Annotated in this window: 22 protein-coding genes and 2 tRNA genes; 17 read left to right on the forward strand and 7 right to left on the reverse strand. The window is 22.4% G+C overall.

What is annotated here, in order from left to right; translation table 11 throughout:
• Positions 1-204: 204 nt before the first annotated feature.
• A complete protein-coding gene (greA, locus tag BUCNMO_RS01560) occupies positions 205-684 on the reverse strand; it encodes a transcription elongation factor GreA (protein ID WP_158344985.1) in 480 nt (159 codons plus the stop codon).
• Between the two features lie 292 nt (positions 685-976).
• Between greA and BUCNMO_RS01565 the strand changes: the two genes are divergently transcribed.
• The 5 genes from BUCNMO_RS01565 (at position 977) to cgtA (ending at position 4646) form a co-directional block, all read left to right on the forward strand.
• Positions 977-1225, forward strand: coding sequence for a BolA/IbaG family iron-sulfur metabolism protein (locus tag BUCNMO_RS01565; protein ID WP_158344987.1), 249 nt, complete (start codon positions 977-979; stop codon positions 1223-1225).
• An 85-nt stretch (positions 1226-1310) separates the two neighbouring features.
• A complete protein-coding gene (murA, locus tag BUCNMO_RS01570) occupies positions 1311-2561 on the forward strand; it encodes a UDP-N-acetylglucosamine 1-carboxyvinyltransferase (protein ID WP_158344989.1) in 1251 nt (416 codons plus the stop codon).
• A 214-nt stretch (positions 2562-2775) separates the two neighbouring features.
• Entirely contained in the window at positions 2776-3102 is a 327-nt protein-coding gene (gene rplU, locus BUCNMO_RS01575; RefSeq protein ID WP_158344991.1) for a 50S ribosomal protein L21, read from the forward strand.
• Between the two features lie 3 nt (positions 3103-3105).
• Positions 3106-3357 carry a 50S ribosomal protein L27 gene (gene rpmA / locus BUCNMO_RS01580; protein ID WP_158344993.1) on the forward strand — a complete coding sequence of 84 codons (252 nt, stop codon included), beginning with the start codon at positions 3106-3108 and terminating at the stop codon, positions 3355-3357.
• Between the two features lie 281 nt (positions 3358-3638).
• Positions 3639-4646 carry an Obg family GTPase CgtA gene (gene cgtA, locus BUCNMO_RS01585; protein ID WP_158344995.1) on the forward strand — a complete coding sequence of 336 codons (1008 nt, stop codon included), beginning with the start codon at positions 3639-3641 and terminating at the stop codon, positions 4644-4646.
• A 149-nt stretch (positions 4647-4795) separates the two neighbouring features.
• Here cgtA and rpsI read toward each other — a convergent pair whose 3' ends face one another.
• Together rpsI and rplM are read right to left on the reverse strand one after the other, a co-directional pair.
• Positions 4796-5188, reverse strand: coding sequence for a 30S ribosomal protein S9 (gene rpsI, locus BUCNMO_RS01590; RefSeq protein WP_158344997.1), 393 nt, complete (start codon positions 5186-5188; stop codon positions 4796-4798).
• A gap of 20 nt (positions 5189-5208) precedes the next feature.
• Positions 5209-5637 carry a 50S ribosomal protein L13 gene (gene rplM, locus BUCNMO_RS01595; RefSeq protein ID WP_158344999.1) on the reverse strand — a complete coding sequence of 143 codons (429 nt, stop codon included), beginning with the start codon at positions 5635-5637 and terminating at the stop codon, positions 5209-5211.
• Positions 5638-6056: 419 nt separating this feature from the next.
• Here rplM and BUCNMO_RS01600 point away from each other — a divergent pair, with 419 nt between their 5' ends.
• From BUCNMO_RS01600 to rplS, 6 genes are all read left to right on the forward strand, one after another.
• Positions 6057-7220, forward strand: a complete 1164-nt coding sequence (locus BUCNMO_RS01600) for a prephenate dehydratase domain-containing protein (protein WP_158345001.1) — start codon at positions 6057-6059, stop codon at positions 7218-7220.
• Positions 7221-7872: 652 nt separating this feature from the next.
• Positions 7873-9192, forward strand: coding sequence for a signal recognition particle protein (ffh, locus tag BUCNMO_RS01605; RefSeq protein WP_158345002.1), 1320 nt, complete (start codon positions 7873-7875; stop codon positions 9190-9192).
• A gap of 134 nt (positions 9193-9326) precedes the next feature.
• On the forward strand, positions 9327-9599 hold the full coding sequence (gene rpsP, locus BUCNMO_RS01610; protein ID WP_158345004.1) for a 30S ribosomal protein S16: 273 nt from the start codon (positions 9327-9329) through the stop codon (positions 9597-9599).
• On the forward strand, positions 9580-10134 hold the full coding sequence (gene rimM, locus BUCNMO_RS01615) for a ribosome maturation factor RimM (protein ID WP_158345006.1): 555 nt from the start codon (positions 9580-9582) through the stop codon (positions 10132-10134). Before rpsP ends, rimM begins: the two co-directional genes overlap by 20 nt.
• Complete coding sequence (gene trmD / locus BUCNMO_RS01620) at positions 10131-10907, forward strand: tRNA (guanosine(37)-N1)-methyltransferase TrmD (RefSeq protein WP_269472450.1); 777 nt, start codon at positions 10131-10133, stop codon at positions 10905-10907. The genes rimM and trmD overlap by 4 nt, the downstream gene beginning before the upstream one ends.
• Positions 10908-10953: 46 nt before the next feature.
• Positions 10954-11310 (forward strand): 50S ribosomal protein L19, encoded by a 357-nt coding sequence (rplS, locus tag BUCNMO_RS01625; RefSeq protein WP_158345008.1) that lies wholly within the window; start codon positions 10954-10956, stop codon positions 11308-11310.
• Between the two features lie 137 nt (positions 11311-11447).
• Here rplS and tldD read toward each other — a convergent pair whose 3' ends face one another.
• On the reverse strand, positions 11448-12896 hold the full coding sequence (gene tldD, locus BUCNMO_RS01630) for a metalloprotease TldD (protein ID WP_158345010.1): 1449 nt from the start codon (positions 12894-12896) through the stop codon (positions 11448-11450).
• A 265-nt stretch (positions 12897-13161) separates the two neighbouring features.
• Here tldD and aroQ point away from each other — a divergent pair, with 265 nt between their 5' ends.
• The gene (aroQ, locus tag BUCNMO_RS01635; RefSeq protein ID WP_158345012.1) at positions 13162-13617 is read left to right on the forward strand and encodes a type II 3-dehydroquinate dehydratase; all 456 of its coding nucleotides are present in this window, start codon (positions 13162-13164) and stop codon (positions 13615-13617) included.
• Positions 13618-13851: 234 nt separating this feature from the next.
• On the opposite strand, the gene fis is transcribed toward aroQ, so the two are convergent.
• Together fis and rluD are read right to left on the reverse strand one after the other, a co-directional pair.
• A complete protein-coding gene (gene fis / locus BUCNMO_RS01640) occupies positions 13852-14148 on the reverse strand; it encodes a DNA-binding transcriptional regulator Fis (protein WP_158345013.1) in 297 nt (98 codons plus the stop codon).
• Between the two features lie 472 nt (positions 14149-14620).
• Positions 14621-15538, reverse strand: a complete 918-nt coding sequence (gene rluD / locus BUCNMO_RS01645; protein ID WP_232037625.1) for a 23S rRNA pseudouridine(1911/1915/1917) synthase RluD — start codon at positions 15536-15538, stop codon at positions 14621-14623.
• 902 nt (positions 15539-16440) lie between these two features.
• Between rluD and alaS the strand changes: the two genes are divergently transcribed.
• From alaS to gshA, 5 genes are all read left to right on the forward strand, one after another.
• Positions 16441-19083 carry an alanine--tRNA ligase gene (alaS, locus tag BUCNMO_RS01650; RefSeq protein WP_160118323.1) on the forward strand — a complete coding sequence of 881 codons (2643 nt, stop codon included), beginning with the start codon at positions 16441-16443 and terminating at the stop codon, positions 19081-19083.
• Positions 19084-19223: 140 nt separating this feature from the next.
• On the forward strand, positions 19224-19406 hold the full coding sequence (gene csrA / locus BUCNMO_RS01655; protein WP_158345282.1) for a carbon storage regulator CsrA: 183 nt from the start codon (positions 19224-19226) through the stop codon (positions 19404-19406).
• A gap of 449 nt (positions 19407-19855) precedes the next feature.
• Positions 19856-19942, forward strand: a tRNA-Ser gene (locus BUCNMO_RS01660).
• Positions 19943-19970: 28 nt separating this feature from the next.
• Positions 19971-20044: transfer RNA gene (locus BUCNMO_RS01665), tRNA-Arg, on the forward strand.
• A 259-nt stretch (positions 20045-20303) separates the two neighbouring features.
• The gene (gshA, locus tag BUCNMO_RS01670) at positions 20304-21827 is read left to right on the forward strand and encodes a glutamate--cysteine ligase (RefSeq protein WP_158345018.1); all 1524 of its coding nucleotides are present in this window, start codon (positions 20304-20306) and stop codon (positions 21825-21827) included.
• 169 nt (positions 21828-21996) lie between these two features.
• Here the strand turns inward: gshA and metK are convergent, their stop codons facing one another.
• On the reverse strand, positions 21997-23154 hold the full coding sequence (gene metK, locus BUCNMO_RS01675) for a methionine adenosyltransferase (protein ID WP_158345020.1): 1158 nt from the start codon (positions 23152-23154) through the stop codon (positions 21997-21999).
• Between the last annotated feature and the right edge of the window lie 225 nt (positions 23155-23379).

Consider the following 23379-nt stretch of genomic DNA (forward strand, 5'->3'; position numbering starts at 1 on the left):
TTTAAATATTATTAACAATAATTAAATGTTCGATATCCTAATATAAAAATATTAATTAATAAATAACTAAAAACTAATACAAGTATTATTTTTTAAAATAATTAATTATTAAAATTAATTTAAGTTTAACAAAAATGAGTGAATTTTGTCATATTTAAAAAAAATTTATTTATTATTTGCTAATTAAATTTTAATGATACATATTTATATATGTTCTACTGCTAATATCTCGAACTCGATATTACCTTTTGGAGTATTAATTTGCACTATATCTCCTACATATTTTCCAATTAATCCCCTAGCTAATGGAGAATGAATTGAAAGTAACTTATTTTTACAATCAGATTCATCATGTCCAACAATTTGGTAAATAAATGTTTTTTTGTTACGTACATCTAATATAGTAATAGTAACTCCAAAAATTATTTTTCCTACATTAGAAATTTTAGAAATATCTATAATTTGTGCATTAGATAATTTTGCCTCTATATCTTGAATTCTACCTTCACAAAAACTTTGTTCTTCACGAGCCGCTTGATATTCAGCATTTTCTTTTAAATCTCCATGTTCCCTAGCAATTTTTATAGAACGAATAATTTTAGGTCTTTTATTATTTTTTAATTCTTCTAATTCTTTACGTAATTTATATGCACCTCTTAAAGTCATAGGAAACAAATTTGTCATAATATTTTCTCTATAAGTTTATTTTAATATTTTCATTAGAATGTTTTAGAAGTTGTAAATAATCAATGTTATAGTATATACATAATTAAATTAATATATTTATAACTTTAAAATATACAGTTAATTTTCATTAAAAAAATTATTTTTATATATTTAAAGATAATTTTTTATGATGAAAAAATCATGTTGCTGAAACTACTACTACTCAGTATAATATAATAATATCTATCCTTCAATCTAATAGATTAGAAGATTTACTATGAAATAACATTTTATTTTAGAGATCTGTGTTATGCTGAAAGAAAAAATAAAAATACTTTTAAAAAATATACCTTTAGACAGATTAAATGTTTCGCAGGATGTAAATCTTATTAAAATTACTGCTGTGGGTAATATTTTTTTAAACATGACTAGTGTACAAAGACAACAAGTTATATATAATCCATTAATCGAACTAATTACTGAAAAACATATTCATGCTATTACAATAAATACATACACAGCTAAAGAATGGAGTATTAAAAATAAACAACAAAAATAATTAATACTAACAATAATAATATTATTATTTTTAAAATAATTATAGATACTAAATTTTTTAAAAAAAATCTATTACTAAGAGTTTAATGAATAAATTTTATATTCAAGGACCAACTATATTAAATGGAGAGATAAAAATATCTGGATCGAAAAATTCAGCTTTACCTATATTATTTCTTTCATTATTGTCAAAGTCTCCGATCAAAATTAGTAATGTACCTAAAATAAAAGATGTAACAATTGCTATAAAATTGTTAACACATATTGGAGTAAAAATAAAATTTTCTGATGTAATAATTTTTGATGCAAGTCATTTAACAACATGTCAAGTTCCTTATAAACTTGTAAGAAAAATTAGAGCTTCTATTTGGCTTTTATCTCCATTATTAATACGTTTTAAAAAAGTTTGTATAGACTTTCCAGGAGGATGTTCTATTGGATCTAGACCAATTAATTTACATATTTATGGGCTAAAAAAATTAGGCGCGAAATTTATTATAAATAAAAATTATATTAAAGTTTATACTACAAAAAATTTGCAAGGTACTATTATATATATGCCATTAATTAGTGTAGGTGCTACAATTACTGTTATTGGAGCTGCTATTTTAGCTAATGGTATCACTATTATTAAAAATGCTGCCCGTGAACCAGAGATTACAGATCTTGTAAAATTTTTGAATAAATTAGGAGCTAAAATTTTTGGAGTAGGAACATCCACAATATACATTCAAGGTGTTAACAAATTACATAGTGAACAGTATTATATTTCACCTGATAGGATAGAAACTGGTACTTTTTTAATAGCTGCAGCAATTTCCAAGGGTAATATTACATGTACTCATACTAATCCAAATGTTTTAAAATCTGTTATAAACATACTTTGCAGTACAGGAGCAAAAATTACGTGCGGAAAAACTTGGATTAACTTAAATATGTATAATAAACGTCCTAAATCTGTGAATGTATGTACTTCACCTTATCCAGGATTTCCAACAGATTTACAACCGCAAATAACACTATTAAATTTAATAGCAGTAGGAAATAGTATTATCACTGAAACAATATTTGAAAATAGATATACACACATTTCAGAGTTAACTAAAATGGGAGCTAAAAATAAAACCAAGAAAAATTTGTTAAAATGCTACGGAGTAAATAAATTATTTGGAAATTATGTTATAGGTAAAGATCTAAGATCTACTGCTACTTTAATATTAGCAGGATGTATAGCAGAAGGAATAACAATTGTGAATAACATATTTCATGTAAGGAGAGGATATGAACGTATAGAGAAAAAATTAAACTCATTAGGAGCCAAAATAACTCTTATATAATTAAATAACTTTATTGTTACAATAATAATAGATTTTATTATTTTATATGTTGTCGATATATAAGATTTTGAAATTTATAAAATAGCTATTTTATATAAAATATAAAAATTGTTTTATATAAAAAAACATCATAATATATTTTGAATGTATTTTAAATACTGTATTTATAGTTTAGTCAAATACATTAGATTATTTGTTTACATTGGAGAACTTTATGTACGCAGTATTTGTAATTGGAGGAAAACAATATAAAGCTTATAAAGGAGATACAATTAGATTAGAAAAATTAGATATTGCAATTGGAGAAACATTCTTAATTAGTAAAATTTTAATGATTTCTAAAAAATCTAATACCACATTTGGTTATCCTTTTTTAAATACAGGAAAAGTACAAGCAAAGATTTTGATACATGGTAGAAATAAAAAAATAAATATAATAAAATTTAATCGAAGAAAACATTACAAAAAACAACAAGGACATAGACAGCATTTTACAGACATCACTATTGTAAATATAACAAACGACATAAAGGTTGACTAATTTATGGCACATAAAAAAGCAGGAGGATCCACCAGAAATGGAAGAGATTCTAATTCTAAAAGATTAGGAATTAAATGTTTTGGAGGACAAACAATATCATCAGGAAGTATCATTGTAAAACAAAGAGGAACTAAATTTCATCCAGGAGAAAATGTAGGTTGTGGAAAAGATTATACTTTATTTGCTTTAATAAAAGGGATAGTTAGTTTTGAAAAAAAAGGAAGAAAAAAGAAAAAATATGTTCATGTAAGATAACAATTTATTATTAAATAATATGAATAATTTTTATTCATTAAAACATATATAATTACTTTTTTAAAAAAAATATTATATAATATAAGATATTGAAATATTTTAGTCTATGTCAAATAATATTTTTTTATATATTATGTATATTCAAAATTATTTTTACAAATTAATTAAATAAATTTAAAGTATATATCTTATTTTAAAATATAATTCAGATTTAATTAATTTGTTTTATATAAAATAACTCGTTGTAATAAATAATTTTTATGAAAACAAGAGGTTATTTAATGAAATTTATTGATAAAGTAATTATACATGTAAAAGCTGGAAATGGAGGTGACGGTTGTATAAGTTTTAGAAGAGAAAAAAATGTTCCTAAAGGAGGTCCAGACGGAGGAGATGGAGGAGATGGGGGAAACATTTGGCTAAAAACTAGTAAAAACGTTAATACTTTAGCAAAATATACATTTAAAAATAATTTTACAGCTTGTAACGGGCAAGATGGAAAAAATAAAAAGTGTTCTGGAAAAAAAGGTAATGATACTTTTATTTTAGTGCCTGTAGGCACTAAAATAAGTGATAATACCAATCAAAAATTAATAAAAGATATGACAAATGATAATCAAACATTATTAATTGCAAAGGGAGGGTGGCATGGAATAGGAAATTATAGATTCAAAACATCCACTAATAGAACTCCTAGAAAAAGAACTTTAGGTACTATAGGCGAAATACGTGAAATTAAATTAGAATTAATACTTTTAGCAGAAGTAGGGACATTAGGTTTACCTAATTCTGGAAAATCTACTTTTATAAAAAATATTTCAAATGCTAAACCAAAAATAGGGAACTATCCTTTTACAACATTGTTTCCTTCATTAGCAGTAGTAAATCTTAATCATAATAATCGCTTTGTTATAGCTGATATTCCAGGAATTATTAAAGGAGCATCTAAAGGATTAGGTTTAGGTTTACAAATGTTAAAACATTTAGAAAGATGTAAAATATTACTTCATATTATAGATATAAGTTCAAATGATAATTTAAATTTAATACGAAATATTCAAATAATTATTAACGAATTAAAACAATACAGTAAGAAATTATATGATAAACCTAAATGGTTGATTTTTAACAAAATTGATTTAGTTGATCAAGACAAAATTGATAGTATCGCTAAAAAAATTAATGAAATGTACGAAAATAAATTTCAATGTCATTTTATTTCCGCACTACAAAAAAAAGGTTTAAATACTTTGTGTTACAAAATATCACAATCATTAAAATCTTTTTAATTAATAGTTCATATTATGAACATATAAATTGTATTTTATAGTATGAATATTAAAGTGAATAATACAAAAATTAAAATTTTAAAAAATTTTATAAAACCCGAATAATAGATATATATATCGGGTTCATTTTATAAATATTACGAAACATATTAACGTTTAGAAAATTGAGGACGTTTTCTGGACTTTCTTAATCCTACTTTTTTACGCTCTACTTTACGTGAATCTCTTGTAACAAAACCAGACTCTCTAAATATAGTACGCCAATTATTATCATATTTTATTAATGCCTTCGTAATACCTTGACGAATAGCTCCTGATTGACCTGAAATACCTCCTCCTTTAACTGTTATATAAAAATCAAATTTTTCAACAACATCTACTAATTCTAAAGGTTGTTTAACAACCATACATGCAGTTTTTCTACCAAAATAATTTTCTAAAGAACGTTTATTTACTAAAATATTACCATTACCTAATTTAAAAAATACTCTAGCAGAAGAACTTTTACGACGACCAGTACCATAATTTTTCGAATTAAACATTATTTTATTATCTCTATTTGTTATACAATCAGCAATTGTGGTTGTTGAGCTGTATGTTTGTGTTGATCGCCTGAATATATTTTTAATTTTTGAAACATCTTACGTCCTAATGAATTTTTAGGTAGCATCCCTTTAACTGCATGTTTTATTATTTCTTCAGGACATTTTGTTAACATTTCTTGAAAACTAACTTTTTTAATACCTCCTATGTACCCTGTATGATGAAAATATATCTTATTATTTTTCTTTTTACCTGTTACGACAATTTTATTTGCGTTTAAAACTATAATATAGTCACCAACATCTACATGTGGAGTATATTCAGGTTTATGTTTACCTTTAAGATATTTTGATATTTGTGTAGCTAATCTACCTAAAATTTTTCCTGACGCATTAATATAGTACCAATTAATTTTTACAGAATTATTTTTAGCAGAAAAAGTTTTCATATATTTATATCCTTAACATATATATTACAACGTAATTTACGTAAATATTATTTATAAAAAAAATAATATTTTCCTATTAATAATATATATTTATATTTTAATAATTTTAACTATACATCGAACCAGTGTACTATATTTAACAATTAAGTTATTAAATATATTTAATTTTTTCAAAAATTTAATAAAAAATAATTTTTGGTTTTAAACAATATTATTAGTTTTTTATTTAATTTTTTTTAAATTTTACAAAAAATATTTATATAAATAAATATCCATTTACTTTTTTTAAAAAAGTCACTATATAAATAGTTTATAATATAAAAGTATATTTATATGAATTTAATTATTATAATAGACTAAAAATTTTTATAAATTAATTAAAAATATTTGTAATTTAAATAATAGATAGAGAAATCTTTATGAAAACAATAAATAATTTATTAACATTACGCGATAAAATTAGTTCTATAGATGAACAAATAGTATATTTACTTAGTCAAAGAAAAAAAATATCTAAAGAAATAGCAATAGAAAAAATTTTACACAATTATCCTATAAAAGATATAAATCGTGAAAATCAATTAATAACAAATCTAAAAAAAATAGGGATACAATATAATCTTGAGCAAGAATATATTGTAAATATATTTAATATGATTATTTACCATTCAATTCAAATTCAAAAAAAATTTTTTCCATTTCCAAATGATAAAAAAGTTACTGATATAAAAAAAGTTTCTTATTTAGGACCTAAAGGTTCTTATTCTTATTTAGCTACTTTAAAATATTCTCATCAAATTTCAAAAGACATAATTAAAATTCCAACGTGTAGTTTTCAAAAAGTTGTAGCAATGGTTAATGAGAACTTAACAAATTATGGTATTTTACCTGTTGAAAATACGTGTAGTGGATACATTGATGAAGTATTTGATTTGCTACAAAAAAATAATTTATTTATTGTGGATGAAATATATGTACCTATTAAACACTGTTTGTTAACAAATGTTCATACTAAAAATTTAAATGAGATAAAATATCTTTATACTCATATACAACCGTTAATACAATGTAGCAATTTTATTAGCCAATTTCGTCACTGGAAATTAAAGATTACAAATAGTACTACTGCAGCCATGGAAAAAATACTTTTTATTAACAAAAACGATAGCGCAGCATTAGGTAGTTTAGAAGGATCGAAATTATATAATTTAAAAGTTTTAAAAAATAATATTTCTAATAAAAAAAATAATATTACTAGATTTATTGTTTTATCTAAACAAAATAATTATATAAATGATGTTAATATACATTATAAAACTACTTTTATTATTTTAATAAAAAATCAATATCATATTTTAAACGATGTTCTTAATATATTTATAAAAAAAAATATCGTAATATCTCAAATTAATATTCGACCATCATTATTAGATGATTTATTATGGGATAAAATATTATTTATTGATGTTATTTATAATATAAAACTATACCCTATTCAGAAAATTACAGAAATAATTTTTTCTTTAAAAAATTTAATAAAAATTCTAGGATCTTATCCTTTAAATAATAACTTATGTATATAAATATCGTATTTAATAAATTAAATAAAATTAAAACATTATCTTAAAAGAGACAAAGTTTTAATGATATTGCTTAATTTTAAATTAAATAGACTTAAATATACATTATTATTTAATAATAATTAAATGATGTTTTCTATCAACATAGAATATTATTAATTGTATTTATTAAAAAATATTTACAAGATATACTAAGTACATGAGGTTTATATTTATTTAATTATAAAATATTAAAAAAATTATTTATTAATATCTTAAAAAATAATATATTTTTATTCATTCGCGTTAATTAATAATATTAAATTTTGTTGTCAAATAATATGTTATAAATATTCTAATTAATTAATAATTGTTATAAATATAATTTTAAATTTATTAAAAATAATGAATGTTATTTTTTTATTAAATAAATACACAATAAAAAAATATTTTTTATTATTAATAAATAACAAATTTTTTTAATATAAAAATATATTTCATTAATATAGATTATTAAATTAATTAAAATTATTTAATTTATATGTAGTATTATTAATATTAGTAATCATTTTACAAAATTTTATTATATATAGGTTATATATTTTATATAAGGAATATTTATCTTTTGATATTTAGTAAGCAATTAAATAATACATTTATTAAAGAGAGTTAAAAAATGTTTAATTTGTTAAAAAAACGATTTTCTGAAATTTTAGAAAAAATTTCTAATAAAGGAATAATTACTGAAAAAAATATTAAAGTTACTTTAAGAGAAATTAGAAAGTCTCTTTTAGAAGCAGATGTTGCATTGTCAGTTGTAAAAAAATTTATACATAATGTTAAAAAAAAATCGTTAGGAAAAAAATTTAACACTAGTTTAACTCCGGGTCAAGAGTTTATCAAAATTATTAAACACGAATTAATTCAAAAATTAGGAAATGACGATAATACTTTAAAATTTTCTAAAAAACCTCCTTCAATATATTTAATTGTCGGATTACAAGGCATGGGTAAAACTACTAGCATTGGTAAAATTGGGCAATTACTACATAAACAATATAAAAAAAAAGTATTAAATGTTACTACAGATACTTATCGTTTTGCAGCTGTTAAACAATTAGAATTGTTATCATTACAAACACAAATTGACTTTTTTTTATTTAAAGAAAACAATGATCCTAAAGAAATTGCTATTAATTCCATTAAATATGCGATAAAAAAATCATATGATGTTGTATTAATAGATACATCGGGGCGATTACATACAGATCAAAAAATGATGCTGGAATTACAAGATATTTATAAAACTATTAATCCTACAGAAACGTTATTAGTTGTTGATTCAATGCTTGGACAAGATGTTACTAATATTGCAGAAAGATTTAGTACACTTGTTAATATCACTGGAATTATTTTAACAAAAATGGATAGTGATACTAAAGGAGGAGTTGCTTTATCTATTAAAGAATTAACTCAAAAACCTATTAAATTTGTAGGAAATGGTGAAAAATTAGATGCAATTGAAATATTTAATTCACAAAAAATCGCAAATAGAATTTTAGGTATGGAAGATATATTTTCTTTAATAAAAGAAATAGAAAATAAAATAATTCTACCTAAACAAAAAATTAATAATTTGAAAAAAAAATTCGATTTGAATGATTTTTTAATTTACGTTAATCAAGTACGAAATACAGGAGGGTTAGCTTATTTAATAAAAAAATTACCTATTAATAAAACAATAAGTCAATTATCAAATACTATTAATGATAAAGAACTAAATAATTTCGTTGCTATCATAAATTCAATGACTAAAATCGAAAAAAAAAATCCAAATATTATTAAAAATTCTAGAAAACATAGAATAGCTTTAGGATCTGGACTTAATGTTCAAAGTGTTAATAAATTGCTTAAACAATTCGATATTGTTAAAAAAATGGTTGAAAAAGTAAAAAAAATTGGTTTATCTCAATCTATTAAAAATTTATTTTTTTGAAAATATTTATATTAACAATCACAAATATTATTAAAAATAACCTTAATTATATATATAAATTAAAAAAACAATTTTACTTTTTTACATTTATATTTATAATACAACTAATAATTAATAAAATATAAACAAATATTATGGTAAAAATTAGACTAGCTAGACATGGAACCAAAAAAAAACCTTTTTATCAAATAGTAGCAACAGATAGCAGATTTCCAAGAAATGGGAGATTTTTGGAAAAAATTGGTTTTTTTAATCCTATAGTTTCTAAGCACACAAAATATTTAGAAATTAATCACGCTAAAATTGATTACTGGGTTAAAAAAGGAGCAATTATTTCTAGTAGAATATTATTTCTAATAAAAAAGAATAAAAAAACAAACAATACTAATGAACTTAATAAAAAATAGTAACAAAAATATTAATCAAAAAATGTTATTAGTAGGTATTATAACTAACCCTTACGGTATACTAGGATGGTTAAAATTATATTCTTATACTACAATAAAATTAAACATTTTTAATTATTTTCCTTGGTACCATATTATAAATAATAATAAATTTGTAATTCATGTAAAAAATTGGAAAACATATAAAAAAAATTTTTTAATTAAAATAAGTAATGTTACAAACAGATCTGAAGCAGAACGTTTTGCTAAATGTAAAATTTTAATTGATATGCAAACATTACCTAAGTTAAAAAAAAATCAATATTATTGGAAAGATATTCAAAATTGTTGTGTTATAAATTATGATCGCTCAATACTAGGATACGTAAATAAAATAATTTCCACTCCATCTAACGATATATTAATAATTAAAAATATAAACCAATATCAATTTAAGCAAAAAGAAATACTTATACCTTTTATTATTAACACTTTTATAAAAAAAGTAGATATTTATAAAAAAATTATTCAAGTTAATTTGGAAAATTTTCTTTGAAAAATTTTAACTCATATAAAAACGTTCAGTATCCTACACTTCATATTAGCGTTATAAGTATCTTTCCAGAAATGTTTCAATCAATTACTAATTATGGAGTAACTGGAAAAGCTATCAAGAAAAAAATAATTAATATTCATTATTGGAATCCTCGTGATTATTGTTTTAATAAACACAAAAAAGTTGATGATAAACCTTATGGAGGAGGATATGGAATGATAATGAACATGATACCTTTATACAATGCTATTCAACAAGCAAAAATTTTTTTTAAAAATCAAGCTAAGGTACTTTACTTATCACCTCAAGGTAAAAAATTAAATAATAATAATATTATACAGTTAACTAAGTATTCTAAACTAATTTTAGTTTGTGGCCGATATAAAGGTATTGATGAACGATTAATTCACAGTGAAATTGATGAAGAATGGTCTATAGGTGATTATATTGTTAGTGGTGGAGAACTTCCAGCTATGATATTAATTGATGCTTTGTCAAGATTTATACCTGGAGTATTAGGTACCAAAAAATCAGCACAGGAAGATTCTTTTTACAATGGATTACTTGATCATCCTCAGTACACTAGACCGAGAAATATTAACGGCATGCAAGTTCCAAAAATTTTATTATCAGGTAACCATTCCGACATATGTAATTGGAAAAAGCAAGAATCATTAAGAGCAACATGGATAAAAAGACCTGATTTGTTAAAAAAAATTGTTCTAACAGAAGAACAAAAAAAAATGCTAAAAACGTTTAAAAAAAAATGTTAGAAATGAACAGATTTCTTGCGTCACTATGTAAAAATATGGAATTTTTATGAAAAATATAATTAATACATTTGAAAAAAAACAAATTAAACTTAAATTACCAAAGTTTAAGTCAGGTGATACTATAGAAGTAAAAGTTTGGATCATTGAAGGATCAAAAAAACGTATTCAATCTTTTGAAGGAATAGTAATCGCTATTAAAAATAAAGGACTGAGATCTTCATTTGTAGTTAGAAGAATATCTAATCATGAAGGAATAGAGCGAGTATTTCAGACCCACTCTCCGATAATAGAAAATATTTTAATTAAACGGCACGGAAATGTAAGGAAATCTAAATTATATTATTTGCGTTCTTTAACTGGAAAATCAGCTCGAATTAAAGAACGTGTATGTCATTTGAAATAATTAAATTTTTTTATAATAATTAATATTACTTTATTGGCAAACAATAAATCATGCAGTAATATTATATATTGTTATAACTGCATGATAAAAAAATATTTTTAAAATTTAAATTATATTAAAACTTATTCTAAAATTTTTTAAGAAGTACCGCCTACAGTTAAACAATCTATTTTAATAGTAGGCTGTCCTACACCAACAGGAATACTTTGTCCTTCTTTTACACAAATTCCAATACCATTGTCAAGTAATAGATCATTACCTACCATAGAAATGTTATTCATCACATCAATCCCTGAACCAATTAACATAGCGTTTTTAACTGGATACGTAATCTTTCCATTTTTTATTAAGTATGCCTCTGAGGTAGAAAACACAAAATTTCCAGAAGTAATATCCACTTGCCCTCCTGAAAAATTAGAAGCGTATAATCCTCGATCTACACTTTCTATAATTTCTTTAGGATTATTTATACCAGGTAGCATATAAGTATTTGTCATACGAGGCATGGGTAAATGACTGTAAGATTCTCTACGTGCATTTCCAGTAGATGTTGTATTCATTAAATTTGCATTAAACTTATCTTGAAGATAACTTTTTAATATGCCTTTTTCAATTAATACATTATATTGTGTTGGAGTCCCCTCATCATCAATATTTAAAGAGCCTCTTCGAGCAGTAATAGTACCATCATCTACCACTGTACATAAATTAGAAGCAACTTTGTTACCTATCTTATTACTAAAAATAGATGTACCTTTTCTATTAAAATCACCTTCCAAACCATGTCCAACAGCTTCGTGTAGTAAAACACCAGGCCACCCTGGTCCTAAAACTACAGGTAATAAACCTGAAGGAGCTTCTTTTGCCGATAAATTAACTAAAGCTGTTCGAACAGCTTCTTGTGTAATTTGTTCTATTAAAATAGATCCTAAATTGTTTTTTGTAGTAAAAAAGTTATATCCTGTTCGTCCACCACCTCCACTGTGTCCACTTTCTATTTTACTATTTTGTTCTACTATAACGTTAATTGATACCTGTACTAAAGGACGAACATCAGCTGCTAAAATTCCATCTGTGGACGCAATTAATATTTGTTCATATTTTCCATTTAAAGTAGCATATACTTCTGTCACTCTATTATCGTATGACCTAGCTATTTTATCTATAGTAAATAAAATATCTATTTTTTCTTGAAGACTAAACATATTCAAAGGATTTGTAGATTCATATATTAAATTATTTTTTACTTTAAACAACTTTTTTGAATTTTTATTTCTGAATTCAGGAAAAACGTCTTGCACTATCATTATGTTTTTATTTAACTCATTTAGAGTAATAATATCAGAAAAAGAAAACCCTGTAGAAGTTCCAGAAATAACTCTTACACCTATACCTTCATCTAAAAAATAACTTCCTTCTTTTACAATCTTTTTTTCTAATTTCCAAGATTCGTTAACAATAGATTGAAAATAAATATCAGCATAATTTATTTTTTTTAGATATAATTGACTTAAAACATTTTCAAGATTATTATAATTTATTTTGTTGCAAGTAAGTAATTGATCAGTAACTAATTCTAACATTATAAAAATTCTCTTATATAAAAAATGTATATTTTATAAAATATATAGTTGTTATTATGATTTAAAAAAAAAAAATATTCAATGATTTACAATTATGAACATAGATATATTTTTATCTGTAATTTATGGTATAGTTTAAATACGTTGTATAAACAGTAAAGCTCTACATATTAGTTTATCTAGTTTTGAAAATGAAATTTAAATAAAAATTTGAAAATATATATTTACATTATATATCAAATGAACATTTGTTAAAGAGACGTAAATAGTGAATAAAAAAATAAAAATACTTGTATTAAATGGTCCCAACTTAAATTTATTAGGAACAAGGGAATCAGATATTTATGGTAAAAAAAACCTTACTCAAATTGTACAACAATTAGTTAAAATAGCTAAAAAATATAAAATAGAATTAGAACACTTTCAATCTAATTCCGAATCAAGCTTAATTAATAAAGTACACCAATCAAAACATATTATACATTATATTTTATTTAACCCTGCAGCATTTACACATACTAGTATTGCTTTAAGAGATGCCTTACTAGCTGTTAAAATTCCTTTTATAGAAATACACATTTCTAACATTTATTCTAGAGAAACATTTAGATCACATTCTTGGTTTTCAGATATTTCGAATGGAATCATTTGTGGATTAGGTGAAGAAGGATATTCTTGGGCTTTAAAAACAGCAATAAATAGACTTATAAATGTGGATAACTAATTATTACATAAAATATAAATAATATTTTCTAAAAGAAATATACATAAAAAATAATCAAATAAATTAATATCAATTGAATAATTTATATCATGATCTTTATTAAGATCATCTTTTTAAACTAAACTTTCTATATTTTTCTATATTATGTAAAAAATGAAATTCATAATTTATTTACACTTTTTCAAAGAAGTAGAAAAAGTGTAAACAAAAAAACGACGTTTATTAAAAATTTTTTTAATTCATACCATACATTTTTAATTTTTTACGCAATGTTCCTCTATTAATACCCATTATTAAAGCAGCTTGCGTTTGATTACCTCTAGTAAATTGCATGATTAAATCTAATAATGGTTGTTCTATTTCTGATAATAAAATTTTGTATAAATTATTAATATTTTTGTTTTCAATTTCTGATAAATAATTTTTGATTGATTGTTTTACTAATTTTCGTAAAGGTTGTTCAATAATTTGTTTTTTTATATTAGTGGTCAATACAAATAATCTGTTGCTGCTCATATATCTTATAAACATATAAAATGTGTTTAATGTTTTTAAAAAATAATGTAAAGCATTATTGCTAAATAAATATCTTTTAAATTATTCACTTAATAATAATATTTTATATTTATTACATTAATTATTTGTATTAAAATTTAATACACCGTATAAAAAATTTTTGTATGTTTTTTATATTAAATATTGTATTTTATACATAAAATTAATATAAGTAATTTTAAAAAAAATAAGTAAATTTATTGTATCAGTGAAATCAATTATTGTCACTAAAACTATATTAATTTAAGTATTTTAAATTTAAAACTTAACACTATAATTTGTATACACCTTATATACAAAACACTATGTTATGTATTTTATAAATTGTTAAAATAGTTCAAAAGTATTTTTTCATATGTTTTTAAATAAATTTTCAAAAATATTTTAAATATATATAATATATAATATGACAATTTTAAAAAATATCAGGATACGTTTTGTAATTACATTATATTATAGACTGAATTAAACATTGCATATCATTAGGTATGGGAACATTCCATTTCATTAATTTGTTAGTTAATGGATGAATTAACTGAATAGTAGAAGCATGTAAAGCTTGTCTAGAAAAATTCTTTACAACATTATTGTCTGTCACAAAAACTTTATTACTATATTTCCCTAAATATATAGGATCTCCTATGATTGGATGATTAATCCAAGCCATATGTACTCGAATTTGATGTGTTCGTCCGGTTTCTAAACGAATTTTTAAATAAGTAAATTTTTTAAATTGTTTAATTATATTATAATGAGTAACAGCATTTTTGCCTAGGAGATTAACGGTCATTTTAATACGATTAACTGGATGCCTAGCAATTGGTTTCGAAATTTTATCATCAAAAAGTAAATTTCCTCGCACAAGAGCATAATATTCTCTAATAATTCTTCTGTACTTTAACTCTTTTATTAAATATTGATAAGAATCTATATTTTTAGCTATTACTAGTAACCCTGTAGTATTTTTATCTAATCTATGAATTATACCTGCTCTAGGTATATTAATGTTTTCTTGTATTCTATAGAGTAACCCATTTAATAATGTTCCGTTTAAATTTCCAGCACCTGGATGCACAACTAATCCAGAAGGTTTATTAATTATTAACAAATGCTCATCTTCATAAATGATATTTAAATCAATTTTTTCGGGTGTCCAAGGAATCGTTTCTTTTATAGGATAAATAGTTAAAGTATCTCCTTTAAAAAATAAATTAGGTTTATTTACTACTACTCCATCGATAAATACTCTATTATTTAAAATCCAAATTTTTAATAATGATCTAGAATATTTTGGTAATAAAATTTTTAAAGCTTGGTCTAATCGTATCTTATATCTTTTCAAAAAAAATAATTTTATTTTAAACATTATTGATTTCATTTATGTATTACTTAATTTATTTAAAGATGACTATATTTAGTATGTATACTTATGATTTAAATATTTTATGAAATTAAAAATATATATTAATAAACTTACAAAAATTATTATTTTGTGTACTATGTTTATAGTACACAAAAACATATTTTTTTAAGTATCAAAATAAACAATTTTATTTGTTAAATAATTTTTTTGAATCTATGTTTTTATAATAACAATTTTCAATAATTAAATAATTAAAAAAATTATTTATATTTTAAACATCATTAGCACATGTTTAAATATTTAATTAAATTAAAATAACAATAAATATTGTATATTTTTAATATTGTTTTTACAAATATTATTATAACAAATTAAATAAATTTAAATTTAATTTATATATAATACAGTAACGTTGTTACTGAATTTATTATTTTATATTTTAATACACTAATTAATAACATTTAAATACTAATAAATATTCCTTGTAAAAATTATTAAAATAACATTTTAGATATCAAACATGTATTTAAAAAATAATTTTTAAATAAATTAACTATTAATTTTTTTATATATTTTATGAATAAAAAAATAATAAAATAATGAAATTAATTCATTAATCAATAAATTATTAAAATAATAAAAACAATTATTTAACATTTAATAATATATTTATATTATAATATATATGTTGAAATTACATTAATTAAAATAAAAAAATGAATTTTCAAATTAATTATATTTTATAAATGTTGCTATTTTTTTATATATTTTAAAAACAATTTAAATAATAATAATATATAAAAAAATATAATTTTAAAACATATTATTCTAAAATAATATTTTAAAAAAAACAAAAAATTTTATTAATTTTTAAAAATTTAACATTAAAAATGTTACATAAATATATGAAAAAAACAACTAATGAAATACGTGATATGTTTTTAAATTTTTTTGTTCAGAAAAAACATAAAATTGTACAAGGTAGCTCTCTAATTCCTGCTAATGACTCTACATTATTATTCACTAATGCAGGTATGAATCAATTTAAAAATATCTTTTTAGGAAAAACAACTACTGATACATTGAGAATAGTAACGTCACAAAATTGTTTAAGAACTGGTGGCAAACACAATGATTTAGACAATGTAGGAAAAACTCCATACCATCATACTTTTTTTGAAATGTTAGGCAATTTTAGTTTCGGAGACTATTTCAAAAAAAAATCTATTATATATGCATGGGAATTACTTACTAGTTCTAAATGGTTTAACTTAGATAAAAGCAAATTAATAGTAACAGTTCATAATAATGATGATGAAACTTATAAATTATGGCTAAATCTTATAAAAATTCCCCAACATGCTATTATAAAAATAGGAAAATCCAAAAATTTTGAAAATGATTGCGATAATTTTTGGCAAATGGGACAAACTGGACCTTGTGGACCGTCTACTGAAATTTTCTTTAACCCAAATCATAATATTAATGACACTAAAAAATTAATTACATCTGAAATTATTACTAGTGAATTTATTGAAATTTGGAATATCGTTTTTATACAATTTAATCGAATTCAAAATAAATCTCTGATACCTCTTACTAATTTGTCAGTAGATACAGGCATGGGTTTAGAACGTATAGCTTCTGTTATACAAAAAGTGAATTCAAATTACGAAATTGATTTATTTCAAATTTTGATTCAAAAAATTTTAAGTTTAACAAATATTAATAACCCAAACATTAAATCAGTACGAATAATTTCTGATCATATTAGATCATCTGCATTCATAATTTTAGAAAATGTGTTACCTTCTAATGAAAAAAGAGGTTATGTATTAAGAAAAATTATTCGCAGAGCAGCCCAACATGGACTTAAATTAAATATTAATAAACCATTTTTATATAAATTAATTCCCAGCTTAATTCAATCAATGGGTCATTATGCTACAACGTTAAAAATTAACCAAAATAAAATACAAAATATTATTAAAACCGAAGAGATCAATTTTTCAAATACTTTGGAAAAAGGATTAAAACAACTGCAATTAAATATAAAAAATATAAAAAATGGAACACTTAATGGAAAAAAAATATTTTATTTACATGATACATTTGGATTTCCTATTGATTTAGTTCAAGATATTTGCCAAGAAAAAAATATTAAAACAGATATCGTTGGTTTTAAAAAAGAAATGAAGAAACAAAAAAAAAGAAGTACATCTCATAATAATTTTATTATACATGATAACAATTATTTTGTTACTAATTATCATTCAATATTTAAAGGATATACGTTAAAAGAAATATCTGGTAATGTACAAGCTATTTATAAAAATCAAAAATTATCTAATAAATTAATTTGTGGAGAATTAGGCATTATAGTACTAGATCAAACATCATTATATGGAGAGTCTGGAGGACAAGTAGGGGATAATGGTATATTATATAATCAAGATGTTCACTTCAAAGTTATTAATTCAAAAAAATATATAAATACTATTTATCATGAAGGAAAATTAATTAAAGGGGAAATATTAATCCATGACAAATTAATATCTAAAGCAAATTTGAATAGAAGATTATTAATTCAATCAAATCATACAGCTACACATTTATTACATGCTGCATTAAAAAAAATTTTAGGACCTCATATTGTACAAAAAGGATCTTTTATTGATGATACTCGTTTAAGATTTGATTTTTCTTATAACCAACCTATTTTATTAGAAACGTTATATAAAATTGAAACATTAGTAAATTATAAAATACAGCAAAATATTCCCGTTTATACTCAAGAAATGTCTTTAAACGAAGCCTTAGAAAAAAAAATAATAAGTTTATTTTATGAAAAATATAAAGAAACTAATACTGTACGAGTTGTGTCAATTAGCAATTTTTCACATGAATTGTGTGGAGGTACACATACTTTTAATAGCGGAGAAATTGGATTATTTAAAATTAATCCTAAGCTTAACAAAATATCATCAGGAATTTATAGAGTAGAAGCTAATACAGGTTTATTTGCATTGAAGAAAATACAAGAACAAGAACAACAATTAAATACTATTGCATCCCTTCTAAAAACTAACATAATACATTTAAAAAAAAATGTACAGATGTTAATTAACCATACAAACACTCTAAAAAATAAAATATTAACCATAGAAAAAGAAAATAACTTTAAATTACTAAATAAATTACAAAAAAAAATAATTTTTATAAAAAAAACAAAAGCGTTAATATATGTGTTAAAAGACAAAGATATCAAATCAATTAGAAATTTAACCAATGAATTAAAAAATAAATTAAAATTGTCAATAATTGTATTAATTAGCACAAATAACAAAAATTTTTCTATTATTGCAAATTGTACTAAAGAATTAAGTAAAAAAATACAAGCAATTAAATTAGTAAATTTATTAATAAAAAATAATCAAGGAAAAGGCGGAGGCACAGTTGAAAAAGCAGAAGGAGGAGGGGAAGGGATTATAAAAAATATAAATAAGTTTTTAATAAAAATAAAACTATGGATACAATCTAAATTGTAAATATAAAAATTTTTATTTTTTATAAAAAACATTTAATAATATTAATAATATGTTGGTTTACAACATATTCAATTTTATGGCAATTTTAATTAATTTTTTTACTAAAAAATTTATATATTTAACGTTAAAAGGAATATATGATGCTCATTTTGACTCGTCGCATCGGAGAAACTCTTGTCATCGGAGATGAAGTGACTGTAACAGTACTTGGTATTAAAGGTAATCAAGTACGTATTGGAGTTAATGCTCCTAAAAACATTTCTGTTCATAGAGAAGAAATATATGAACGAATCCAAGCAGAAAAAAAAGAAAAAAACAATTAAAATGTAAATACTACGTCTTGCTTCAAAACTTAGCAAGGCGAAGTTTTTTATTTAATTTAATAATAAATGTTATTATTATATATAAATATACAAAGTTATTTTAAAGAATTAGTTAAGTATGTTAAATATACGAAATATTAAATACACATAAAATGTTTCAGTAAAAATAATAAATATTAATATTACTCAAAAATATAAATAGTCAACTATAGCAGTTCATATATTTATTAAACATATAAAAATTTTTCATATTAAATATGCCTCTTTATTAAAAAAAAGATTTTTTATTTATTAAATAAATGTAATCATGCTTATTTTTCATTGTAATATATAAAACATATTAATAACAAATTATTAAATTTTATTGACTTATTTATTTAATAACGTAAAATAATAAATTACTCAAATTAAAATGTTAAATACCTTTACTTAATAATTAACACTATACAGGTGAGATGGCCGAGTGGTTGAAGGCGCTCCTCTGCTAAGGGAGTATGTAGATAACTGCATCGAGGGTTCGAATCCCTCTCTCACCATTCATTTATACAAAAAATATTGTATTTTGCATCCGTAGCTCAGTAGGATAGAGCACTCGGCTACGAACCGAGAGGTCGAAGGTTCAAATCCTTTCGGATGCAGTATAATAAATATTATATTTTAATGAGTAATGATTTTTAATTTAAATAAAATATGTTACAATATGTTAATAAAACCATTTATTCATAAAAAATGTATTTTCAGTATTTAATAAATACATTTTGTATATTTTTAAAAAATTTTAAATAGAAACTACACCAATATAATACTTAATTAATAAGATTTGTTTAAGTATCAAATTCATAGCATTATTTTTATAAAAATAAGTTGTTTTAAATACATTTTATATAGGAAACTTCATTGATCCCGAATTTCTCAAAAAAATTAAAATGGATAGAATCTCATAAAAATGTTTTTAAAGATATTATGAGAGGAGTGGAACGTGAAACTTTACGTATAACTTTAAATGGGGAACAATCAATAAAAAACCACCCTAAAAGTATGGGAAGTCCTTTAACTCACAAATGGATTACAACAGATTTTTCTGAAAATTTACTAGAGTTTATTACGCCTGCAAATAAAAATATTGATGTGTTATTAATGTTACTAAAAGATATTTATCGCTATGCATGTAAAAATTTAAATCAAGAACTTATGTGGCCTTTAAGTTTACCTTATCTTAACACGTATAATAACCCTATTAGGATCGCTTGTTATGGAACATCTAAAATAGGTCAAAAAAAAACATTATACAGAAAAGGTTTACAAAATAGATATGGTTATTATACAAATATAATTTCAGGAGTCCACTACAATTTTTCGTTACCATGGTCTTTTTGGAAAGCATGGACGAATGTTACACATGTAGATAATAGCAAAGATGTCATATCAAGTGGATATCTTGGATTAATAAGAAATTATTACAGATTTGGATGGGTTATTCCATATTTTTTTGGAGCTTCTCCAGTAATTTCTTCATGTATGATAAAAAATAAAAAAAAATATTCTTTCATTACCATTCCAAAACAAAAAGAATGTGTTTATTTACCTTGGGCAACTTCGTTACGTATAAGTTCTTTAGGATATAATACTTCTATAAGTAATAAATTATGTATAAAATACAATTGTTTATCAAATTACATTAAAAAAATTAAATACGCTACTTCTACACCTTATCCAAAATTTGTAAAAATTGGCACTAATGACGTACAAAAAAATCCTAAACAAATTAATACAAATTTATTGCAGACAGAAAGTGAATTTTATTCTCAAATAAGACCTAAAAGAAAAATTATATTAAATGAATCTCCAATCATTGCTTTAGAAAATAGAGGTATTGAATATGTAGAAATTAGATCATTAGATGTAAACCCATTTTCATCTATAGGTATTACCAAACAACAAATATTATTCTTAGATTTATTTCTAATATGGTGTACTATTTTAGATTCTCCTTATATTGATCATTCAGAATTAAGATCCATACATAATAATTGGGAAAAAGTTGCTGTACAAGGAAGAAATTCTTCCTTGCAAGTGATAATTAATAAAAAAGAAATATTACTAACAAAAATTATACAATTAATATTAAGAGATTTATTTAAAATATCTGAAATATTTGATAAATTTTTTCACAACGGTCAATATACATTCACATGTATTAAATTACAACAATTTTTAAGATATCCTCATTTAACATATTCTGCAAATATTTTAAACAATATAATGTATGAAGGATTTAAAAATTTTGGTTTAAAATTATCTAATCAATATTTTAACAAACATTTACAAGAGCCGTTCGAATATTTAAAAAGTTCTTTTTTTATAAAAGAATTTTTACATTCTCATAAGTTACAAAAAATAATAGAATCAAAAAACATGTAAAAAATGAATTAACTTAACAATATTAAAACAGTTATAAATAATATGCATTTAAACAACAATAATTATTGTAGTAACTGTTTTTTTTAAAAAAAACAATTTAAATATATTAATTTTTAACGTAAATTTTAGATATATATCCTTAAAAATACTTTTTATAATATAAGTCTATTTATTTTACAAAATTCAATTGATTTTTTAATTCATCTATTTTATCGACTTTTTCCCATGAAAAATTATTCCTTCCAAAATGGCCATATACAGATGTTTCAAAATAAATAGGTTTAAGTAAATCTAACATCTTAATTATTCCATAAGGACTTAAATCAAAACATTTCCTAATTAAATTAATTAATGTCGTATGTTTAATTTTACTTGTACCAAAAGTATCTACCATAATAGAAATAGGTTGTGATACTCCTATAGCATAAGACAATTGAATTTCACATTTATCTGCAAAACCTGCTGCTACAATATTTTTAACTACATATCTAGCAGCATAAGCCGCTGAACGATCTACTTTAGAAGGGTCTTTTCCAGAAAAAGCTCCACCTCCATGACGAGACATTCCTCCATATGTGTCTACAATAATCTTTCTACCCGTTAAACCACAATCACCTATAGGTCCTCCTATAACAAATCTACCTGTAGGATTTATAAATAACTTAGTTTTAGCAGTTAACCATTTTTTTGGTATTTCTGGTTTTATAATTTCTTCTATAATTGATTCTCTTATTTCTTTTTGAGAAACTTCTTCTGAATGTTGTGTTGATAAAACAATTGTATCTATTCCTAATATTTTATTATCCTGATATTCGACAGTCACTTGGCTTTTAGCATCAGGCCTTAGCCATTTTAATGTTTTATTTTTTCGTAATATGGATTGTCTTTTCATTAATTTATGCGCATACGTTATAGGAGCTGGCATAAAAACATTCGTTTCATTAGTAGCATATCCAAATATAATACCTTGATCTCCCGCTCCTTGTTTAGCAGGATTATAATTTTGTACGCCCTGATTAATATCAGGAGATTGTTTTCCAAAAACAGTTATAATAGCACAAGTATTTGCGTTAAATCCTGATTCAGAATCTAAATATCCAATGTTTCGTATAGTAGATCGTGCAATTTTTTCAATATCTATTAATGCATTACTAGTAATTTCTCCACCTATTAGCACCATCCCCATTTTTATATATGTCTCACATGCTACATGAGCGTAAGGATCTTTTTGAAGAAAAGCGTCAAGAATAGCATCAGAAATTTGATCAGCAATTTTATCTGGATGACCTTCAGATACTGATTCTGATGTAAAAAAATGTTGTGTCATTAACTTTCCTTTTTCAAAAAATGCATAAATATAATTGCTAAGTATATATAATTACACATATACTGAATATTTTTCATAAAAAATTTTTTTTATAATAAAATTATAAATTAGTTTTAATTAATTTAATAATTAACTAAAACTACACATAAAATTAAATATTTCAATATATGTAAAAAATGTCTAATTAAATTAGAGTTGTATTTAACGTTACAGGTATAATTTTAT

This window comes from Buchnera aphidicola (Nipponaphis monzeni) (genome assembly GCF_006741185.1).
Classification (GTDB): Bacteria; Pseudomonadota; Gammaproteobacteria; order Enterobacterales; family Enterobacteriaceae; genus Buchnera_H; species Buchnera_H aphidicola_T.